At 41.6% G+C, this 22,291-nt stretch carries 18 protein-coding genes; 11 read left to right on the top strand and 7 right to left on the bottom strand.

The window, feature by feature from the left end:
* Nucleotide 1: 1 nt before the first annotated feature.
* Both NBH14_RS02405 and NBH14_RS02400 read left to right on the top strand, forming a co-directional pair.
* Nucleotides 2–2,146 (top strand): alpha-galactosidase, encoded by a 2,145-nt coding sequence (locus tag NBH14_RS02405; RefSeq protein ID WP_186958022.1) that lies wholly within the window; start codon nucleotides 2–4, stop codon nucleotides 2,144–2,146.
* Between the two features lie 15 nt (nucleotides 2,147–2,161).
* On the top strand, nucleotides 2,162–3,259 hold the full coding sequence (locus tag NBH14_RS02400; RefSeq protein WP_250817102.1) for an aldose epimerase family protein: 1,098 nt from the start codon (nucleotides 2,162–2,164) through the stop codon (nucleotides 3,257–3,259).
* An 88-nt stretch (nucleotides 3,260–3,347) separates the two neighbouring features.
* Here NBH14_RS02400 and NBH14_RS02395 read toward each other — a convergent pair whose 3' ends face one another.
* Both NBH14_RS02395 and NBH14_RS02390 read right to left on the bottom strand, forming a co-directional pair.
* On the bottom strand, nucleotides 3,348–4,520 hold the full coding sequence (locus tag NBH14_RS02395; protein ID WP_186958024.1) for a C1 family peptidase: 1,173 nt from the start codon (nucleotides 4,518–4,520) through the stop codon (nucleotides 3,348–3,350).
* Nucleotides 4,521–4,551: 31 nt separating this feature from the next.
* Nucleotides 4,552–6,162, bottom strand: coding sequence for a dipeptidase (locus NBH14_RS02390; protein ID WP_186958025.1), 1,611 nt, complete (start codon nucleotides 6,160–6,162; stop codon nucleotides 4,552–4,554).
* 106 nt (nucleotides 6,163–6,268) lie between these two features.
* On the opposite strand from NBH14_RS02390, the gene NBH14_RS02385 reads away from it, so the two are divergent.
* Nucleotides 6,269–7,843, top strand: coding sequence for a beta-N-acetylhexosaminidase (locus tag NBH14_RS02385; RefSeq protein ID WP_186958026.1), 1,575 nt, complete (start codon nucleotides 6,269–6,271; stop codon nucleotides 7,841–7,843).
* 66 nt (nucleotides 7,844–7,909) lie between these two features.
* Here the strand turns inward: NBH14_RS02385 and NBH14_RS02380 are convergent, their stop codons facing one another.
* The 5 genes from NBH14_RS02380 to NBH14_RS02360 all read right to left on the bottom strand — a co-directional run bounded on the left by NBH14_RS02380 (nucleotide 7,910) and on the right by NBH14_RS02360 (nucleotide 13,360).
* Entirely contained in the window at nucleotides 7,910–9,694 is a 1,785-nt protein-coding gene (locus tag NBH14_RS02380; RefSeq protein WP_186958144.1) for a DEAD/DEAH box helicase, read from the bottom strand.
* Between the two features lie 123 nt (nucleotides 9,695–9,817).
* On the bottom strand, nucleotides 9,818–10,876 hold the full coding sequence (locus NBH14_RS02375) for a tyrosine-protein phosphatase (protein ID WP_186958145.1): 1,059 nt from the start codon (nucleotides 10,874–10,876) through the stop codon (nucleotides 9,818–9,820).
* A gap of 76 nt (nucleotides 10,877–10,952) precedes the next feature.
* Complete coding sequence (locus NBH14_RS02370; protein ID WP_250817100.1) at nucleotides 10,953–11,876, bottom strand: carbohydrate kinase family protein; 924 nt, start codon at nucleotides 11,874–11,876, stop codon at nucleotides 10,953–10,955.
* Nucleotides 11,877–11,895: 19 nt separating this feature from the next.
* On the bottom strand, nucleotides 11,896–12,507 hold the full coding sequence (locus NBH14_RS02365; protein ID WP_009860606.1) for an SIS domain-containing protein: 612 nt from the start codon (nucleotides 12,505–12,507) through the stop codon (nucleotides 11,896–11,898).
* Nucleotides 12,508–12,565: 58 nt separating this feature from the next.
* On the bottom strand, nucleotides 12,566–13,360 hold the full coding sequence (locus NBH14_RS02360; protein ID WP_122326713.1) for a DnaJ domain-containing protein: 795 nt from the start codon (nucleotides 13,358–13,360) through the stop codon (nucleotides 12,566–12,568).
* 608 nt (nucleotides 13,361–13,968) lie between these two features.
* Between NBH14_RS02360 and NBH14_RS02355 the strand changes: the two genes are divergently transcribed.
* From NBH14_RS02355 to NBH14_RS02315, 8 genes are all read left to right on the top strand, one after another.
* A complete protein-coding gene (locus NBH14_RS02355) occupies nucleotides 13,969–14,247 on the top strand; it encodes a hypothetical protein (RefSeq protein WP_186958028.1) in 279 nt (92 codons plus the stop codon).
* Between the two features lie 189 nt (nucleotides 14,248–14,436).
* The gene (locus tag NBH14_RS02350; RefSeq protein WP_250817098.1) at nucleotides 14,437–15,468 is read left to right on the top strand and encodes a DUF4221 family protein; all 1,032 of its coding nucleotides are present in this window, start codon (nucleotides 14,437–14,439) and stop codon (nucleotides 15,466–15,468) included.
* 5 nt (nucleotides 15,469–15,473) lie between these two features.
* Nucleotides 15,474–16,331, top strand: a complete 858-nt coding sequence (locus NBH14_RS02345) for a DUF1573 domain-containing protein (protein WP_186958030.1) — start codon at nucleotides 15,474–15,476, stop codon at nucleotides 16,329–16,331.
* Nucleotides 16,332–16,806: 475 nt separating this feature from the next.
* Nucleotides 16,807–18,525, top strand: coding sequence for a LuxR C-terminal-related transcriptional regulator (locus tag NBH14_RS02335; protein WP_186958031.1), 1,719 nt, complete (start codon nucleotides 16,807–16,809; stop codon nucleotides 18,523–18,525).
* A 201-nt stretch (nucleotides 18,526–18,726) separates the two neighbouring features.
* Entirely contained in the window at nucleotides 18,727–19,101 is a 375-nt protein-coding gene (locus tag NBH14_RS02330; protein ID WP_186958032.1) for a DUF3244 domain-containing protein, read from the top strand.
* 22 nt (nucleotides 19,102–19,123) lie between these two features.
* Nucleotides 19,124–21,040: a hypothetical protein gene (locus NBH14_RS02325; RefSeq protein WP_186958033.1), complete on the top strand. Its 1,917-nt coding sequence runs from the start codon at nucleotides 19,124–19,126 to the stop codon at nucleotides 21,038–21,040.
* A 266-nt stretch (nucleotides 21,041–21,306) separates the two neighbouring features.
* A complete protein-coding gene (locus NBH14_RS02320; protein WP_186958034.1) occupies nucleotides 21,307–21,786 on the top strand; it encodes a hypothetical protein in 480 nt (159 codons plus the stop codon).
* 29 nt (nucleotides 21,787–21,815) lie between these two features.
* Nucleotides 21,816–22,274, top strand: coding sequence for a hypothetical protein (locus NBH14_RS02315; protein ID WP_186958035.1), 459 nt, complete (start codon nucleotides 21,816–21,818; stop codon nucleotides 22,272–22,274).
* Nucleotides 22,275–22,291 lie beyond the last annotated feature (17 nt).

Raw genomic sequence — 22,291 nt, 5'->3', positions numbered from 1 at the left:
TATGAAGAAGCTGTTTATCGTATTATTTGCTTTAATGACAGGGATGACTTGGGCACAGCAATCTCCTGTTACTGCCGGCAGCGACGGAAAGTCGTGGACATTGGCAACACGTTCTTTTATCTATCAGATCCGTGTTTCGGATCAGGGAAAGGTGAATATGTTCTATTTTGGCGATAAAAGTCAGAATCCGGACATGCTGCGGAATCCGCTGGGGGAAGAAGTGACTGTCCGTGGCGGTTATTCTGCTACGACACCGATGCTGGAAGCCGTTTTTAAAGACCGGGTAAGGGATATCGAACTCACTTACGAAGGGTCGGAAATGCTGACGCAGGATGGGTATGCCATATTGGTTATCCGTCAGAAGGATAACTATTATCCGTTGGCTGTTACCGAATATATCCGTGTTCTGCCGGAATACGATTTGCTTGAGAAATGGATAGAAATAAAGAATACCGGAAAGAAAGGGAATATTGAAATAGAAAATGCCCAGTCCGGAACGTTCTTTCTTCCGAAGAACGCCTATGAGCTGACGCATCTGTCCGGCAGATGGGGCTATGAGTATCAAATGAATGTAACCAAACTGACACAGGGATTGAAGACGATTCAGACAAAAGACCTGCGTTCGTACGGTTCCTCTTTCTTTGCAATCAGACCCGAAGGCGAGCAGGAAGAGACTTGCGGCGAAGTATGGTTCGGCTCGTTACAATATAGTGGTAACTGGCGGATGGACTTTGAGAAGTATGCTCCCGGAGAAGTTCAAGTTACCGGAGGAATAAACTTCTGGGACCAGTTGTTGGTTCTACAGCCGGGAAAGAGTTTTACCACTCCTAAGATGATGATCGGATATACCAACCGGGGGATGGAAGGCGTTTCACAGAACCTGGCTTCGTTTACCCGTGAAAAAGTCCTGTATCCTTCTCATCGCGATCAGGTTCGTCCGGTTTTATATAACAGCTGGTATGCCACCACTTTTGATGTGAATGAAGAACATCAGCTGGCTTTGGCAAAGATCGCAAAAGATTTGGGCGTTGAAGTTTTTGTTATTGACGACGGTTGGTTTAAAGGCCGTATCAACGATAAAGGCGGTCTGGGTGACTGGACGGTCGATAAGAATAAATTCCCTAACGGCTTGCAACCGATGATCGAGAAAATCAATGCTCTGGGACTGGATTTCGGTATCTGGATAGAGCCGGAAATGGTAAATCCGAACAGTGACCTGTACCGCCAGCATCCCGACTGGGTGTTCCATTATCCGAACCGTACCCGGCATGAAACCCGTAATCAGTTGATGCTGAACCTGGCACGTGAAGATGTCTATCAGTATTTATATAGTTGCTTCTCTACGTTGTTACGTGAAAACAATATAAAGTTTATCAAATGGGATATGAATCGGGGTGTGACAGAACCTGGTTTCCTGTCAGCTCCGACCGATGAACAGCGGGCCGTTCGTATTAAATACATCGAGAATCTGTACCGTTTGTTTGAAACATTGCGTGCGGAATTTCCCGAAGTATGGTTCGAAAACTGTGCCGGAGGTGGCAGTAGGGTTGACCTGGGTATGATGGCCCGTACCGATTTCTGCTGGGCAAGCGATAATACCGACCCGGTGGAACGCACGTTCATCCAGTATTCTTTCCTGAATGCCTTCCCGTCTAATTCTATGATTAGCTGGGTGACGCAGGAAGATTGGCATAACCAGAGGCATCCGCTTGAATTTAAGTTCGATGTATCCCTGTGCGGTGTCCTGGGTGTTGGTTATGATATTACGAAATGGTCTGACAAGGAAAAAGAGGTTGCCCGTGAGAAGATTGCTCTTTATAAAGAAATTCGTGAAACAGTTCACAAAGGTGATCATTACCGTTTGGTGTCGCCTTACGAGAATAACCGGAGCGTGCTTCAGTTCGTCAATAAACCGAAATCCGAATCAGTTGTGTTTGTGTATAATCTGGCAGAATATCCGGATAATGCCATACCGGAAACCAAACGTTCTAAAAAGGTAAAACTGCGTGGTCTGGAACCTGATGCCTCTTACCGGATTGAAGGTATGGATGGCCTTTATGCCGGTCGTCAGTTGATGAATATCGGAGTGGAATTTCCCTTGTACGGAGCATTCAAAAGCCGTATATTTAAGATTGTAAAACAATAATACATGGTTTGTCAGATGAATTTATTGTCTGCATCAGTATTCAGCGGAGAGGGTTCAACCTCTTCCGCTGAACTGGTTACATTAAAGAACCGTAACGGCCTTGTCGCCCAATTCACCAATTATGGTGCCCGCTGGGTGAGTATGTGGACACCCGACCGTAATGGTCGTATGGGAGATATTGTCCTCGGTTTTGATACGCTCGACGGTTATTTGACGGCAGGGGAACAATATCATGGTGCAATAGTGGGCCGTGTCTGTGGCAGAATTAATAATGCCCGTTTTACATTGGAGGGACAAGAGTTTTTACTGGCTTCCAATGATGCTTATGGAAAACCTGTTCGCAATCATTTGCACGGTGGAATGGCCGCTTTTCACAATCGTTTCTGGAAATCCCGCCTGTTTGTCACTTCTCCCGGAGAGGAAGCTGTTGAATTTACAACCTGTTCCCCGAACGGGGAAGAAGGCTATCCGGGAAACCTCGAAGTAAAGGTGACTTACCTGCTGAAAGATAATAATACCCTGAGGATGGAGTGCGAAGCAACAACCGACCGCCTAACACCTGTCAATCTCACGAATCATGCTTTCTTTAACCTGCAATCATCCTTTGGTATTACAGATAAAAAGAATGTTTTATCTCACAATCTTACCCTGAATGCTTCCGCTATCATTGAATGTGATAATGAATTAATCCCTACGGGTCGGTTATTATCTGTAAACGATACTTTGCTGGATTTCCGTTTGCCCCACACTATTGCTTCGTCTTTGACAGAAGAACATTCACAAATACAAAAAGGCAAAGGTTTTTCCCTGGCGTATGCCCTGGATAAAAAAGAAGCGAGCGAACTAAGTTTTGCCGCTTGTTTGTCAGATGAAATCAGCGGAAGAAAGATGGATATTTATACAAATCAACAATCTGTGCAGGTATATAACGGTTATTTCATGGATGGAACGGATATTGGAAAGAGGGATACTCCTTATTATGCCAGTGCCGGCATCGCCATCGAAACCCAGGGATATCCGGATGCTCCGAACCAACCGTCTTTCCCCTCCATTTTAATAGATAAAACAGAAAAGTATAGGCATGTCGCTGAATACCAGTTTGGAGTTGATTGAGTTTGAAAGAAGGAACAAAAAATATTGAGGGTACGCCGCCCGGATGTTTATCAGCCAGGGACGTACCCTCTTTTATTTGTAATCAGATTTACTTTAAGCCTAATTTTGTTTTGATCGCTTTCGGGATCGCGTCTTTATGAACCATTACATAAATGGTTTTAGCGCGGACGAAGCTTTCCGACATATTCAGGTAGCCACCGAACTTATTACGATCTGTGCCCCATGAATTTTTGGTGATGTAGTACTTGGTGCCGTTCTGGTCCTTGGCGATACCGGTCAGATGCATCAGATGGTCATCGGTAGTCATGAATGCTTCGAAACCTTCCTGACGGACTTCGGGGGTTACTTTTACTTCCGGATACGGTTGTTCGAATTTGTATACTTCTTCCAGGCGCTCTTTCTCGTCCATCTTTTCGAAACGGGCGCGGTCGGTATTCGAAAGGTCTTCCACCTTCTTTACTTCCGGATTGATGGCTACACCGTTCTTGAAGGAGAAGCCTTTTTCGCTGACATCACCGTCCCAGCATACGGTGAAACCGTTGTTCAGGGCATAATCGACTGTCTCGATCATTTCGTCGAGCGGCAGGTTATACATGAGCTGATGTTCCCAGTTGTCCGGTACTTCGACGTCGAATTTTACATAATACGGATGATGGGTGAAGCTCGTCAGTTCGATGTAATCGTCCATACTCAGACCCAGAGATTCGGCAAATGTCTTGGGAGTATATTCTTTCCCTTTGTAAGTGAATGTTGCCGGAAGCTGTCCCAGGTAGGTATCGAACAGGTTTTGTATCAGCTTGTCGTATTCAGGGCTGCGTTTCTTATTTTTTACCGCAACATCAGCGATAGCTTTCATATATTGAGCCATTTCGCTGTGATTGTGGCGTTCGGAATTGTAGTTGATCCCTTTGTAAACCTCTTCGGGAACGATTCCTACCTGACGGTATGCATTTTTAAAAGTATGTGCCAGACTGCCTTGTCCGATATTTCCTTCGCCACGTCGCAGGTAATTGTCCTGTAACTGGTTCATATATTTCTGGCGTACGATGAACATTTCGGAGAGATCGTATTCTCCCTTTCCCATGCGTAACAACTCCGATTCCATAAATGAGGTGGTGGCGAAACACCAGCAAGTACCGGTGGCTGCCTGATTCTTTACCGGGGTAGCCGGAACTGTCACGACTTCGGTAAACTGATAGCCTTGTGCGAATGCGCTGAGTGCGGAAAGCAGCAAGGCGCAGGATATGAATAATGCTTTCATAAAATATGATTTTATAGTTTGTAACCGTTATTTAGAAACCTCGTGCAAACATCTTCCAGAACTCGTCAGCCATTTCGCGCCAGCGTTGCATGGTAGCCCCGGCAAAGTCGGAAGTATAGCCGGTCAGATAGGCATTTGCAGCTTCATCGCCTTTCGTTTGTTGAATTTGTTTGTATTGAGCCTCAACAAAAGGTAATTCCATCTGTCCTTTTTCTTCGAAATGGGCGATGGCCGTTTGCATTTTCTCTTTTGTCAGTCCCCAGCGTACGGTTGCCAGTTTATTGGCTTCGCGGAACGACCAGATGGCGGCATCGGTACGATGGCGATGCTGTCCGCAGATACCGAAACTGGGAGGAAGTGCGGTGGAACCGGAGAAAATAGGAATACGCGGGCTCTGTCCCGGATTGTCGAATGACAACCAGGCAACCCCTCCGACTGCATCAGGCAGCCAGTTTCGTAACTGGATAACATGGGAGTAAGAACATTGGGGAACGGCTACCAAACGGTTGCGGTCGACCGTCCTGGGTTTTACTTCATTCAACATATTGATCATATCGGTCGTCATCCAGGGATTGGCGGCCGGACTGGTGATAGAATCTTTATCCGAACTGTCTTTCTTTTTGGATGGGACTTTCAGATTTTTGGTCGTATCCCAGTCTGTGCCTTCGTAGGTTGCACGCAAAAGCGCCATTACATCGGTTACGGCTACCTGCTTATCCGGTTTTACGCTCAATGGCAGTTCTTCCGAATCATACGATAGCTTCAGAGAAGGAGCAAGGCTGTTCAGGATAAAGAACTCACGCAGGCTAAACGATTTCAGTTCGCCGAAATAGTTCCCTCCGCTGTAAGCCTTCCAGAAACGGAACGTCTCTTTCCCGTCCCAGAATCCCATCTTTTTGGCAACATCAAAAACATTAGCGGAAGCCATATAATTGTCTTTATCCTTTAAATCCAAAGTAGATATGCGGGAGATATTGGCTGATACACTGACATGGTCGTCCGGAATGCGGACAGCCGCCCAGACACCGCCGATCTTATCCGGTCCTTCACCGAAGACTTCAAATATCCAGACTTCATCCGGGTCGGCAATTGTCAGGCATTCGCCGGAATCGCCATAGCCGTGTTCTTTGACCAGTTCACCGATCAGGCGAATGGCTTCGCGGGCAGTCGTGCAACGTTGAAGAGCGATCTTTTCCAACTCTTCGATCATGAACATACCTTTCTTGTTAACCAGTTCTTTCCGTCCGGAAATAGTCGTTTCACCGATGCCCAGTTGTTTTTCGTTGAGGCAAGGGTAGGAGGTATTCAGGAACTGATAGGTGGAACGGGCCTGCGGGATGATTCCTTTTAACTCGACGTTGGTCTGGTCACCCGGATATTCCGTATGCATCAGTCCGTTCCGGATGGCGACGGTCGTGTCGCGGTCATAGGTGGCGGCCGGGACAATATCCATCCAGGTACGGTAATTTCCGTCGCAAGTGTGGCTGGTCATTACCGAGCCGTCGGCAGAGGCTTTCTTGCCGACCATAATACTGGTGCAACTTTCCGGGGTATTGACCGGCTGGGCATATTCTATCTCCTGCGCTGATGTAATAAGACAGTGGCAGATAAGTGTAAGAGTAAAGATAAACAATCTGTTCATGTGTTTGTCATTTGATTTAATGGCTAAAGATACAAACTGTATCGGAATAATTGCATATATTTGCCCAAATCTAAGGTGTGTACGATAACATAACAATTATAATCCCATGAGAAAACTATTATCTATTGTAGTATTGCTGGCTTTTCTTGCTTTGCCGGCATTTGCACAACTTGCTTTGTTCCCCACACCGGCGAAAGTTTCGGGAGGCAAAGGATCGTTTACAATCGGCACGGCTTCCCCGATCAGCGGGAATGGCGGATATGCCGATGAATTGGCTAAAAAACTACAGTCCGAACTGAAAGGACTGGGTTTATCAGGAACACCTTCCAAAGGCACGATTCGCCTGGTATTGGATGAAAAACTGAAAATGCCGGATGAGGCTTATTCATTAACAGTCAGTCAGGAATCCGTTTTACTGGAAGCCTCCTCGGAATCCGGCCTGTTCTATGCGAAAGAGGCCCTGAAACAACTGGCCCGTTTTGGAAAAGGAACAGTGAGAGCTTGTAAGATCACTGACCAACCCCGTTATGGGTGGAGAGGTTTTATGTTGGATGAAAGCCGTCATTTCTTCGGTAAGGAGAAGGTGAAACAATATCTGGATATTATGGCTTCCCTCCGTATGAATATCTTCCACTGGCATTTGACCGACGAACCGGGTTGGCGTATCGAGATCAAGAAATATCCGAAGCTGACCTCTGTCGGTGCTATCGGCAACTGGCATGATCCGGAAGCCCCGGCTAAATTTTATACCCAGGAAGAGATAAAGGAAATTGTAGCTTATGCTGCAGAACGTCATATTACGGTAGTGCCGGAATTTGATATGCCCGGACATGCTACCGCTGTCTGCCGTTCTTATCCGGAACTATCCGGTGGCGGCGAAGGCAAATGGGACGGTTTTACTTTCCACCCCTGCAAGGAGACGACTTACCAGTTTATCAGCGATGTTCTCGATGAAATTGTCTCTTTATTCCCTTCCCCTTATATTCATATCGGTGGGGATGAGGTTCATTATGGTAACCAGAGCTGGTTTACCGATCCTGAAATCCAGCAGTTCATCAAAGATAAAGGATTGCAGAATGAAACCGGACTGGAACACTATTTCGTGAAACGCGCAGCCGATATCGTTGCCTCTAAAGGTAAAACCATGATCGGTTGGGACGAAATCATCGATGCCGGCGTTTCTCCCGATAAAGCAATTGTAATGTGGTGGCGTCATGACCGTAAACATCAGTTGGTAAAAGCTCTCGAGAATGGTTACAATGTGATAATGACACCGCGCCGTCCGTTTTATGCAGACTTTGTCCAGTATGGTGAACATAAGGTGGGCCGTCTGTGGAACGGCTATAATGCGATTGAAGATGTGTACCGTTTCCCGGAACCTATTATTCACCTGACGAAAGATTATGAAGACCAGGTGATGGGCTTACAGTTCTCATTGTGGACAGAACGTGTGGCGGACGAGAAACGTCTGGATTTTATGACTTTCCCCCGCCTTGTCGCTGTTGCCGAAGATGGTTGGACACCTGCCAAGGCAAAAGAATGCAGTCTCTTTATGAAGAAGCTGCCTGTTTTCCTGCAATATCTGGATTCATTAGGCATCTATTACTTCAATCCGTTTGATCCGGCTTCGACTCCTGAGCCGAATGCTCCGGAAAAAGAAGATGTGTTGCAGAATGGTTGATCTGAAATAGAAAGGGGCGGAATCTATTACGATTCCGCCCCCTCTTTTTGCTATCTATAATATAGATTAGTATCTTTTCTTACGGGCATTGCGGTCTGACGTTTCACGTCTCCACGGTTTTTCGCCGTTACGTCTGTCGGTTGTGCTGCCGCTGAATCCGCCGTCGCGTTTGCCTTTATAGCCACCGCCACCTTTATAACCGCCTCTGGAACCACTACCGCCACCGCGTGAGTTATTTCCTCCACGACTGAATCCTCCGCCCCGGCTGCTTCTGCCTTCGCCCTTGCCTTGTGCAGGCTCAACGGAGATACGGCGTCCTTCGATCTCGAAACCGTTCATGCTGTCCATTACGCGTTGTGCTTCGCCTTCCTCTACTTCGAAGAATGAGAAGTTGTCGCGCAGGTCGATCTTACCGATACGAACCTTGCCCGGTACGCATTTGTTGACCAGTTCGATCAGTTGGTTCGGGAATAAACCGTCAGCCTTACCGAAGTTCAGGAAGAAGCGTGAGAAACCTTCTTCTGCATTGCGCGAACGGCTTTCGCCACGCTCTGCACGATCGAGACGGGCCGAACGTTCGTCCACTGCCTGTATCTCGTCAGCATCTTTATAATAGTTGATCATACGGTTGAATTCCAGCGAAACAACACGTTTGATGATGTCTTCCTTGTCCAGCCATTCCAGTTTGCGATAGATCTGCGGCATCAGTGTTGCGATCTCTTCTTCGTCCACCTTCACTTTTTCGATCTGGTCGACGAGGTTGAAAAGCTGTTTTTCACAAATGTCGTGTCCGGTCGGCATTTCACCTTTTTCGAATTTCTTCTTGATGATATTCTCGATCAGACGTATCTTGCCTTTTTCCTTTACGTGGCAGATGGAAATAGAAATACCAGTCTTGCCGGCACGACCTGTACGGCCACGGCGGTGAGTATAAGATTCTACTTCATCGGGTAAACCGTAGTTAATTACGTGAGTCAGGTCATCCACGTCCAGTCCGCGGGCAGCAACATCGGTAGCGACCAACAACTGGATGTTTTTAACACGGAACTTCTGCATCACATAGTCGCGCTGTGCCTGGCTCAGTTCGCCATGCAGCGAATCAGCGTTGTAACCATCCTGTATCAGTTTGTCGGCAATTTCCTGTGTTTCCTTACGGGTACGGCAAAAAACGATACCGTAGATGTTCGGATAGAAGTCAGCAATACGCTTCAATGCCAGGTATTTATCCTGTGCACGAACCATATAGTAGATATCCTTGATGTTCTTGTTTCCTTCGTTTTTGTTCCCGATAACGATTTCTTTCGGGTTCTTCATGTACTTCTTCATGATGCTGGCAATACCCTGCGGCATTGTAGCGGAGAAAAGTAACATGTTACGTGCGGGCGGAACCTCAGCCAGAATCGCATTGATGCTGTCGGTGAATCCCATGTTCAGCATTTCGTCCGCTTCATCCAGGATCACGTTCTTTACAGTGCTCAGATCGACTGTCTTACGGTTCATCAGGTCGAGCAGACGTCCCGGTGTCGCTACAACTACATGTACGCCACGTTTCAACGTCTTGATCTGACTTTCAATGCTGGAACCTCCGTATACCGGCAGCACCTTCAGGTTGTCGATATATTTGGAGTAATCATTCAGGTCGTCGGCAATTTGCAGACAAAGTTCCCTGGTGGGACAAAGTATGAGTGCTTGAGGCTGATATCTTGTCACATCGATCTTCTGCAGGATAGGCAGGCCGAAAGCGGCTGTTTTTCCTGTTCCTGTTTGTGCCAATGCAATTACGTCGTTGTCTTCTCCCAGCAAGAAAGGAATCACTTCTTCCTGTACCGGCATGGGCGATTCGTAACCCATTTCCTGGATTGCCTTCAATATGGGGGCGGCAACTCCTAATTCTTCAAATGTTTTCAAAATGTGATATATGTGTATATAATAAATTCAGAGGGTACAAAGGTAGATAAATAATTCGGATTCACATTAATATAGTAAAATATCTTTTAATGTATCCCGCTTCTTATCTGTCAGATGTAATCCTTTTGACAGATATTTGTCTACCGAACCGTAATCTTTCCGGATCCGTTTCAGGACCAGGTCGATCAACCCTTCGTTGACAGTGACCAATGTGGTGATCGTTTCCTGTGCATTTGTGCTCAGATCACGTGCCATATAGGCCAGATGTCCGATATTGATGTTCTCGTTGGAAGCCATGTAATCTTTTATGATCGTCTCTTCCGGTATTCCGAGAGCAAACAGCAGCATGGCGGTCAGGTAACCCGTACGGTCTTTTCCCATCGAGCAGTTAATCAGGATCGGATAATTATCCTTATCCAGAAAAACATCGAGCGCCTTGGCGTATTGTTCGCTGTAATCAGTAACGTACTGTAAATAATTATCCTGCATGAACAGGATTCCGTCTCCTTTACGCATCCGGTCTTCCTGTATGCGGGCAACTACGTGGTCCATATTCTTTATGGGAATAGGGATGTGTACGATGTTTGCATTGGAATAACGTAGCGGACTGGCTGCTACTTCATCATTCCCGCGCAGGTCTATAACCGTTTTGATATGCAGATTGTTCAGACGGATCGAATCCCATTCGCTCAGGGAGCTGAGTTGTCCGGAGCGGAATACCTGTCCCCAGCGGGTCGTTTTATGGTTGTGGGCAGTCCCGTAGCCACCGATTTCCCGTAGATTCTGGAGGCTGTCCATCGATACGGAGCGGGCACCGATCGTCTTGAAATATTTATCGTTGAAAGACAACAGGAAATATTTACGCGACATATTATCGTTGGTGATATAAGTCGTGACACCGTCTTTTATGTTGGCATATCCTGCGGGAAGAGATCTGTTGAACGATTCGGGATCGTCGGAAACATACATCTTGAGTATACCTTCCATTTGCGGTTCGGTTTCCCATTTCAGAATATAATTCCCTATATCATCGCGCAGGCAGAGCGTCCGTATTTCCGGACTGTTGGAGGAACAACCCGTTATCAACGTAACACAAGCAAACAGAGAAAAAATCTTTACTAACATCGTCTTTCTAGCATACATACATTACAAAGATAATAATTCCTGCCCTTTTTCGTACCGGAGTTAATGATATTTAAGACTACTGGCGGTATGTGGTTGCAAATTCTTTAGAAATGTAATTATCATAGCTTTGGCATACTTCAGACGCAAGGTCCATGCCGCAGCGGATAATCTTTTCCCTGGTTTCTTTGCTCATGGTCGGAAGATCATGATATCCGATATTATATTTCAATAATCCGTAAATGATGCCGGCATTGAAATTATCTCCGGCACCGATGGTACTGACCGGATTGATCATGTCCGTATCGAAATGTTCGGACAATTTGCCTGTGTACAGATTCACCCCGTTTGCTCCGTGTGTGGAGATGAACCGTTCACAGTAAAATTTGATATGGTCGGTATAGACCCGTTCTACCTCTGTCTTTCCGAAAATATTGAAGAAGTCTTCGTCCGAACCACGTACGATATCTGCATATTCCAGATTTTCGAGGATGGTGGGAGTGAGGTATATCGCTTCATGTGCATGCGCTTTCCGGAAGTTCGGATCATAATAAATGATCGCTTTCCGTTCTTTCGCATATTCCAGAAATTCAACCATCCGTTCTCTCAGAGCCGGATTCAGGGAATAATAGGAACCGAAAATAAAGATATCGTCCTCATTGATGACCGGTAGCGGTACTTCCAGCCGTTGTTTGGGGTAATCCTTATAAAAAGTATAATTGGCATTGTTTTCATTGTCGAGGAAAGCCAGCGATATCGGACTCTTCCCGTCCGGGAAACGGTCTACAAATTCTGTCGAGATATGATTCTCTTCCATGAATCTACGGATGATCTCACCTACATGGTCGTTGCCGACTTCGCTGATGAAAGAAACCGGGACTCCCAGACGCCCCAGCGACACCAATCCGTTGAAGACTGATCCGCCCGGCACGGCTGTGTGCGGCTGGTCGTTCTTAAAGATAATGTCGAGAATCGTCTCTCCGATGCCAATAACTTTTCTCATATAATGGGCTGTTTATAGTCTATTCGTTCTTGCTCTGTTCGCGGCTTTTCGATCCGAGGTAACCGCCGTGATGCCGTTTGGCATAGTCTTTATTGTTGAAATTGATCCTTTTCATCGTCCCTACCACCAAAATATCCCCGATAACGGTCATCACCGTCGTTGAAGTGGTCGGAGTGAGTCCCAGCGGACAAACTTCTTTCGGAGCTCCTGTAAGCAGGCATACGTCGGCATCTTTTGCCAGCGAACTTTCCGAATTGCTGGTGATAACGATAAATTTCATGTCGGGCACCAGGCCGCGTGTCAGTTCTACCAGTTCCAGCAATTCGCGTGTCTTTCCGGAATTGGAGATCAGCAACATGATATCATTGTCACGTACGATGCCCAAGTCGCCATGTTGTGCTTCGCTGGGATGCAGGAAAAAGGCCGGCGTACCGGTCGAACTGAAGGTGGTAGCAATGTTCATGGCAATCTGGCCGGCTTTTCCCATTCCGCTGGTAATCAGTTTTCCTCCCAGTTCGTGAACATATTTGACAATAAGAGTTACTGCTTCTTCATAGCCGGAGGTTACCGGGATATTCAGTACTGCTTCAGCCTCCTGTTGCAGGATGCAGGCGATTGCTTCGTGTGACATAGATACTTTATTAATTATACAATTATCCTAACAGTGTGCAAAAATACGATTAAAAAAATCAATTCATCCCCCGTGCTTTATAAATTTTTGCCTTAGCATCATTGATGCGCTGGAATTTTTCGTTGGCTGCTTTGTGGATATCTTCTCCTAAGGCGGCCACTTTGTCCGGATGGTGTTTCAGGGCAAGCCGGCGATAGGCGGCACGTACTTCTTCGTTGGTTGCTTCCGGTGTTATTTCAAGAACCTTGTAAGCCTCTTCCAGCGTATTTGTTTCCAGATTAAGCATCGACTCGACCTCTCTGTCCGATAATCCCATGGATAAGGCTACTTCTTTGAGAGCTTCTATCTCTTCCGCGCATACATGTCCGTCGCTTTTGGCGATCTGAGCCAGAAAAGCCAGGAGTTGTAGGCGTTCTTCGTAACTCAGGTTGTATGCGATCTGTGTTCCGCATTCCCGAATGGTATTTTTGAAAGCCATCGGATTTTCACGGTCCATGCGTTTCTGTTGTTCGAAAAGGTTCAGTAAAATCTGTTCCCCCTGGGATACGGCCATTTCTCCGAAATTTCTTCTGAGGAACTGGCGCACAAACTCCATTTCACTGTGCATGATCCGCCCGTCGGCTTTGATGATGTACGATGCCATCACGAGCATGGAGAAAAGGAAGCTGTTCCGCTGGCCCGTGTATCTGTCTTCCGGGGAGGGTTCACTTTCATAACTCCTTCCGCCGTATGCCTGTCCCGCCTGATTGATCCCTTCATCAAACAAAGAGCCGAATACGATTCCGGCCAGAGCGCCCAAAGGCCCTAAAGCCATAAATCCGATAATGCCGCCGATCCATTTTCCTATTCCCATACGATTTTTGTATACTTTTCCGGCAAAGATATGAATTATTTTATTGGGATGATATATGATATGTATAAGGAGGATGAGAAACCGTTTCTTTGTTCCTGAACAAATATAAAATAGATCCCGATGTTTTTGGATTTACTATACGTACTAAACAGAATTACTACGGCAGCTAATCAATGGTTGATAACCATCAACCGATTGGCGGACAATCATCAACCGTTTGGTTCATAATTATCAACCATACGGCTGATAATTATCGGCCGCTGAAATGTAACGGTTGTTTCAAAGAAGAGAATGGGGTAAATGGTTGGTAATGAAGTAATAACTTTGACAAGCGAAGATAAGGATAAAACTGCTGTGTTGCAAGAAAATTTTGCTTTCTTCAAAACCATTACGGGTTTATTTTAACCGATGAAAGGGAAACCTTGAAATTCCGCGAAAGAATCTCATTCTAATTTGTATTGATTTATGCGCTACGAATGAAGGCTGAAGAAATTCATATTATAGGTAAAAAATGGCAAATATCCATACATTTATTTATAATTAATATAATTGATGCCATTATTTGATAATGCATTCATATTTTTGTAAACATTTAAAAATAGAATAGTATGCAAAAGAAAATTTTATTATCCACTGCTGTTCTTTTATTAAGTACAACAGTTTTTGTTGCCAACTACTCAAGGGCTCAAAGCGCACACTCTGATGTTGATCCTAATGTATCAGCTCTAAGTATTTCTCTCAAAAGTTCTAACTGTTATGGACATGATAATGGAAAAGAGTATACTTGTACTCCAACAACATCATCTGAGTCATGTGCACTTTGTGATGATGAAGTTATTATTACTCCTCCAGAACCAGACAAAGAACCAGAAGTACCTGCTTGGTAAATAACCATCAGAAGCAATGAGTGATAGCTATCACTCATTGCTTCTTGATAATAACATTACATTTATGATTATATGATTAATAGTATTATACCCATTATTTGTTTTTTCTTTATTTTGTTTCAATCGTGTGCTAATGAGAAGAAGCAATTAGAGTTGTACACATTACAACCCACAGATAATTATATCAACTTGAAATTAGATACCTGGACCACTCAAAATCTCGATTCACCACAGCTTATTGCCGACAGTACCGGAACGGAATTTATTGTGTTTCAACACAGTTCATTTCCTCAACTGTTATTCTATAACAAGGCTACAGGCAAACTAGCCAAAAGAGTGACGATGCCATTGGAAGGACCGGAATCCATACGCAGATTTATTGGTTTCCGAATTAAAAAACTGAATGAGATTTATCTGACCGAGACAAATGCCGAGGGGATAACTCTTATCAATTCGGACGGCAAACTAATAAAACGTTTTATAGGAAAAACAGAAAATGGCAAAACTATTCATTTCGTATTCGATGCTTTCCAAATTGTAGGAGATTCTATCTACCTGGGGTTATATGTCGATCATGAGAATCCTCCCCACATCCGACTACAGCAAAGTCCGATGTGTGCCATTTTTAATATACAAACACATGCATTTCAGACACTTCCTTTTACATACTACAATCTGTTAAAAGAAGAAAATAAAGAGTTCTTATCCATTTCTTTTAAACTATGTTTCAATGGAAACGGATTTGTCTATTCATTTTTTAACATGGATGATATTTATGTCGCAGATATGTCACACCAACATGTTCGCAAATTGAAAATAAAAAGTAAATATTTACCAACATTAGACTTCAAAATGCCTAAAAAATCATCTATTTCAATAGGCACCTATTGGAAAAAGCTACAAAAAGGAAGTTACGGTCCTTTTTTGTATGACCCGTACAGACACCTGTATTACCGTGTTGCATTTCCCCCTATAGAATCCAAAGAAGACATAAGTCCCAGCGAACTTATGAGATATGGAAGTCACACTTTTACCATCATGATATTGAATGAGGACTTCCAAGTGTTAGACGAAATAATGATGCCAAAAGACACCTATAACCCTTTCATTATGTTTGTAGATAAAGACGGGTTATATATTAGCCAAAGTCATTTTTTAAATCCAAATTTTAATGAGGATATAATACCTTTACGCAGATTTGAAATTATTTCTAAAAAATAAGATATATGAAGCATGTCGTTTTGATTTTTTTTATATTAACTTTATCATCATGTTTTCAGCAAAAAGATACTGATTCTGCAAGAAAAGTCATCAATGACTGGAGAGGAAAAGTGATTAAATATCCCACTAATACTATATACACAGTTTTAGGGATGGATACTGTTACTTTTGACACCTCCCATGCACAATATAAAATTCTGACTTACATAGATTCTATAGGATGCATAAGTTGTAAACTAAAAATTGGCCAATGGAAAGAACTTATATCTTATTTAGATACTGTAATGCCTGGTAATGTTAGTTTTCTCTTCTTCTTTCACCCTCAAAACATAAAAAACATTAGGGCTGAATTATATGCTTCAGATTTCAAATATCCTGTTTGTATAGATATGAACGATTCAATCAATAGACTTAATTCCTTTCCACAAAACTTTGATTATCAAACTTTTTTATTAGACAAACAAGATAAAGTTTTAGCTATAGGAAACCCTATACATAACTCTGAAATTAAAGAACTATATTTAAATATGATGCAAAAAAAAGATATTTATCACAAAATATCTACGACAGCTCTAGCCTCTACAAATTTGATTGATTTTGGCAATATTAATTTATCAGAAACAGCAAAATATTCTTTCGAAATTCAAAATATAGGAGATAAGCCCCTTGTTATTATTGGCGTTGATACTTCATGTGGATGTTTAACTACCGAATATGATAAAACAGCTATAAATAAAGGCGATCAGAATAACATAACCATAACCTACAGTCCCAAACAAATCGGAGAATTTCAAGAGACAATTCTAATTAGAGGAAATATACCTAAACCCATAAAAATACTAGTTAAAGGTTGTGTAATTTGACTGAAAAAATTTGTTGACATAATTACTTTATACTAACTGTCTCTTAGGATTTATTTTTAAGAGTTTCCATTTTTTAGCCAACTTGAAATCCAATTATTCAAAAGCAGGAGTAATAATACTCCTGCCCAGAAAACTATTGGTGCGTTTGTCCCATATGACATCAGAAGCGATTGGCATTGATAGCGAGTCATACTTCTTTGCCCTATTGTAGGAATACAGAAATGAACTTCCCCATTTGATATCACGTAGGCAATACAATGACAGGCGTAAGTTCACTGCATTCCTTTGCAATACTATCCGTGAAAGAATTGCTGAAGAGATTGACGGTGGCGAGAATTATTTCTGCAATATATTAATTTCAAAAAGGAAAAACCGATCGGAAGAGTTAAATATGCGCTGATTTAATTCTACCAACAGGTTATAAAATCTTATATTTGCCGCATTAACGAGAATCATTGATCTAAATGCTCTGAATATGAAACCGTTTAAGCAAGTTTACCTTATTATTATTGTGATTGGTCTTTTGTCTTGTCATTCAGGACAACTCGATAAAGTATTACAACAGGCAGATTCTCTGATGGAGAATGAACCGGATCGGGCATTGGCACTTTTATCGTCTTTCCCTCATCCGGAAACATTGAACCAGGCGGACTTTGCCGCTTATCAGCTGATGTATACGAAGGCGAAGGATAAATGTTATATGGATTTATCCCGTGATACCACCCTTATTTTAAAATCATTGGTATATTATAAAGAACAAGGCAATGCTTCTCAAAAAGGCTGGTCGAATTATTATGCAGGCCGTGTCTATGAAGAGGCCGGAAAGCTATTTGAATCCGGATTGTATTTTCTGAAAGCGGCGGAATATGCAGGAGAGATACCTGACCCTCTTTTGGGGATGATGGCTAATTATTATTTAGGAGAGTTACACGATAAGCAGTATGCTTTTGATAAATCATTGGAGGCTTATAAAGCATCGTATGCTATTTACGGTCAAACTTCCGGAGAGAAGTATACAGGTACATTACTACATTCGATAGGCTCTGAATATGGGATAAACGGCAATCGGGACAGTGCTTATTTTTATTTAGAGAAGGCATTAGATATTGCCCGCGAACAGAAAGATACGATAGAAATGGCTGCTATATATAATGATATAGGGGTTTATTTGAGAGAAGATAGCCAATATCCAAAAGCAAAATGTTATTTGCAGCGATCTTTGTCATTGGAGAATGATAGTAGTGAAATGATAACTCGAAAAATTGTTTTATCTGAAATCTATGCAAATTTGAATGAGCCGGATTCTGCATTTCTGTTGTTGAATGAAGTGAAAACCATGGTAGAAGCATCGAATGATATAGAATTGGAAGCTATTCATTATTCTGCCTTAGCGGAAACGGAAGCAGTAAATAGAAATTATGAGGCTGCATTTCTTAATCAGAAACGATATGTTACTTGTGTTGATTCTATTTATCAACTTCAACGTAAAAGTTCGTTGGCTGAAACGGAGCGAATCTATAATTATATAAGGTATCGGGAAGAGAATGAAAAATTACATCTGATACAATATTATGCAGTTACGACGATTATCGGAATTGCTTCGTTAGGGTTGTTCATTTTGGGTATTGTAATTGTCTGCAAAAAATGGAAAAAGAAACAGGATCTATCGAATGCGGAAGAGACCGTAGATGCTTTACGAAAAATGGAAAAAGAAAATCAAAATAACGGTAATGCCGATAAGCAAGTCGTATTATCCGGTTCTTCTGAAGAAGAAAAGAATAAAATGGTAAGAAAAGCATTGCTCATGCAGTTGAATATAACAAAGGTTTTGTCCCACCTCAATGAGAAATCAGACAAAGATCAAACCTTTCTTGAAAAATTTAATAGTTTATTTTATGGAGAACAACGTACAAATGAGGTGAATTGGGAAGATTTTTATGTGTCAATCAATATATTGTATGATGGTTTTGCCGAAAAATTGCAGGTCGCTTATTCTGGTGTTTTGAATGAACGGGAAATGCAACTTTGTTGCTTGTTGAAAGTTGATATGGATACCACTGAAATAGCCTGCATAATGAAACAACAAATTAATACGGTCCGTACCCGAAAGACCAGTATACGAAAAAAATTGAAGGCTCCTGATGCCGCTGATATTATAACTTTTATCGAGGAAAAGCTGAATAACAAGGGTTAAATCCGTTAACATATCGGTCTGCATTTGCCAAATATTAATCATCGGAGAAGAAATATTGATTTTTCTTAAAAGGTTGTCTTGTATTGTCTTGATTATTAGCTTATTGCAAAATTAACATATCGATTAAATATATGTTAATAGAGGGATGATATTCATGTGTATCTTATTAGTTTTGCGGTGTCACTTTAAACGATAATTGTTATGAAAACAAGAATGATTAGTATAATGTTAACCCTTGCAATGATTTGTAGCACGACTTTTTTCGTGAAAGCAGATCAGGTAAAAATAAGAAAAGCAAAAAATACTACTGGTGGGGTTCGTTCTATCCTTTTAGATCCCTCTCATCTCATGGTTAATCAGGATAATAGTGTAATCCATGTTGATTTTCTCATATTATTGAGAGATGTCAATATATCTGTAGTCAGTTCAGACGGCCGACAGGTTTATCAACAAGTCGTTTCTCCGCAGACGACTTCAGTGGATATTGACTTAAGCGGAGAAGAGGCGGGAGTATACACGGTTTATTTTACTGATGCGACTGGTGTTTGTTTGTATGGTGAATTTGTATTATCGTAGATAACATATAAAATTAGATACTATGAATAAGAAATTGTTTGCCTATCGATCATGGTTGTTAAAAATTACCATGATTAGTTTTCTGGGTGTTGTTTTTTGTCAGTGTAAGACGGATAACGATTTACCAGAACCTGATAACCCTGAACCTGAAGGAGAAATACCTCTTATAACTAAAGCTGCCTTTGATGACTATTTTGAGTGGGACAGGTTGGATAAATTTCCAATTTACAATCCTAATATAGGTCGTTCTGATAATATTGAATTACCTTGGGCCAAAGGTTCTACAGTCTCATTGGGTATTCCGAACGAATGGCTGGATCCTAATGCATATAGTCCGATATTTAGCGAACGATATTATTCGAGGGAGAATAATTGGGTGTTAGTCTACAGTAATTTGACAAAAAATACGGTAAATAAATATTTTGCTTTGTATAATACTCATACAGGGTTGTTACGTTTTTTTGTTTATGCTTTATCTAATGCTTCTGGTGGTGGAGTTAGCAGTTCGTATTGGGGGATTCGTGTTGATAAATCAACATCTCTGTTAAATTTTACAACAGAGTTTGCGGATGATATGACAAAAAAGATTGCAAGTCCTTCTTATATAACTTCGCCTCCTGGAACAGTTATGGGTACACAATTTATAGGGAAAGGGTATCAGGTCAATAATTGGTATGGTCTGGAAGTTGAATGTGCATATGACCCATCTATTGCAGTTGGAACTCTATATAATTTTGAGATGATGGGATGGGCAGTTAATAAAACAACTATAACTGGTGACGGGAAGACCGATGGTTCAATAACAGGAACTGTTGAATTTATGGCACCTACCTCTAATTTTAATATTAGTCTCAGTGAAATGTTTAAGCAGAGCAATTCCAAAACAAATATTGTGGCCGACAATGGTGGTGTTGTTCGAGGTCTGGGTGATAAGATAGAGGAAGGAATCAGTAAAAATGATTCTTTTTTTAAAGGATTATGGAATAATATAAAAAGAAAAGCAATGTCCGGTATTGGTGACGGTGTGAAAAATGGCCTACAGGCTATATTTACCTCTGGTGGTTCGGTTGCTGCTAAAGCGTTGACCGGTGCTGTCAGTTCCATATTGGGAATAGGAGGAAGTAAACCTTCTGTCGGTAAAGTTGATTTACGCCTATCTTCTAATACTAAGTTTACCTTCGAAGCGGAGCAGGTGCTTCCTGGTTGGGGAACAGTTTCACAATTACCCATTCCTGGTTGTTCAACAAATCCTAATGATATGCCGCTATATAATGAATCGCTTGGCGTATGGAACCTGAGTAAGATGCCAATTCTGAATATAGAAGGAATTTCTCACGATTTTTATATTAATACGCAAACCTTTTACAAGGGAGTATATAATTTTCGCTATTATTTGGATTGTACCCAAAACGATTTAATCATAAATAGTGCTATCAGGAATAAAGTAACGATAAGTAGTTTTAATGTGCAAATCGCAGCAGAAGATAATAATCCATATATATTCGGTTCTTCTTCTGTTGGTGAATACGGTGGATATGAGCCAGAACCGTTTGGATGGATTGGAAATAAAAAATATTATTCTAAAATACTTATTGGAAGGCCGTCAGGAAGTAATTCTACAATTAGTGCTCTATATGGTTCTGTTTTTGTTGAAAATTATCCGGTATATGAAGATATAAGACATGTGTCACCTACAGAGTTCTATCATGGAAATTTTAAAGCTGTTGTTTCTTTTGATATGAAGGATAACGCGACAGGAAAGGTTTATTCATTCTCAAAATGGTTTAATGTGAAATTAGGTAGTCAGACTGTCAATTATAAGAAAATAAAGGTGAAGGGTGAGAGTGATTGTGAAAATTATATTAATGCGATTAAAAATTCAGCATATCCACCTGCATCAGGATATTATACATGGGATGAGTTTGATATAAAAAAGTAATAGAGTTATTTTTCTATTCATATTCTAGAAAATCTTTCTTGACATGGAGATGTTATTTTATTATTGCATCTCCATGTTTAATATTTTATAATATGAATGATATTTGATTTTTTATTCGTATGTTTAAAGCCATTGATGAATATAAAATATAACCGCATGGAAACTCAATCTAACATTCTGTTGGCTGTTTGTGGCAGTATTCGCTTTACAACAGCTTTGTGCACAACAGTTGCAACCTCTTTATGAATGAAATAATCAGATAAGATATGGATACAAATAATAAAGAATTAAGCATAAAAGTTCCAGCGCGTAGAGACTTGTTGATCGCTTCTCTTAATGTCTTGGTTACTTTGGTTATTGTTTTGGGGGGCAGCTATATATGGGGAATGCACCATACTTCGAGGGTTTTACCAGCTGTGTTAGGTGGAGCTTACGGCTTTTTTATATCGAAGATAATTTTGCATAAAGAATTTAGGAGAATAACAATTACTGTTGATGAGAAATATTTAATTATTGAAAATCGGGTAGGTGTTAAGTTAAAACAGCAGGTTTTTAGGAAGGAGTTTATGGATAATCTTTCATTAATATCCGATTATAAAGAAACGATATGGATTAAAATGAAAGTCTTTTGGACAAGAGGTGCTGAAGGACCTGTCCAATTTAATTATGAGAATAAGTCTTATCGATTAGGATATGGAATAGGTCAGGAAGATATCAACAGGCTTTTCATATTTTTGGGAAAATAGAAAAGAGTGGAAAACTAAAACGGAAGGTCATGAAATTGAAAATGATAAAAAGGAGTTATAGTCTTGAATGGGAAATAGCTCTTCTCATTAGTTTGGGATACTGTGGTTATTTTCTATATGGTTATTTTAAAAATCCGGAAATAATCCATGATAAGTCGATATTTATTGGGCTAGCTATTTTTGTATTGCTATTTGTCATGAGTTTATTAGGGCTTTTGTTAGGATGGGAGAAAAGGGAGGCGATCAATCTGGATGGATGGAAATATAAGTTGTATGGCAAAAATAAACGTTTGTTTCTGCTATATACAGGTTTGGTTGATGGTTTGCTGTTTACGGCACTACTTTTATTTATAGGATATTGTTCAGGCTGGATCGAAATGTCTTATTTTCAGGCTAAAGGCTATTTAGGGATAATATCGATTTCTGTGGTTTTCATGATACTTTCTGCTTTCATGAATTATCGGAAATATCATTTTTTTGACCATTGACAAAGCAAAAGTCTCAT

The sequence above is a fragment of the Parabacteroides caecihominis genome (assembly GCF_023656785.1).
In the GTDB taxonomy this organism is placed as follows: Bacteria; Bacteroidota; Bacteroidia; order Bacteroidales; family Tannerellaceae; genus Parabacteroides; species Parabacteroides segnis.
Note: the sequence above shows the minus strand (reverse complement) of the source record. Positions and strands in the feature narration are given on the sequence as shown.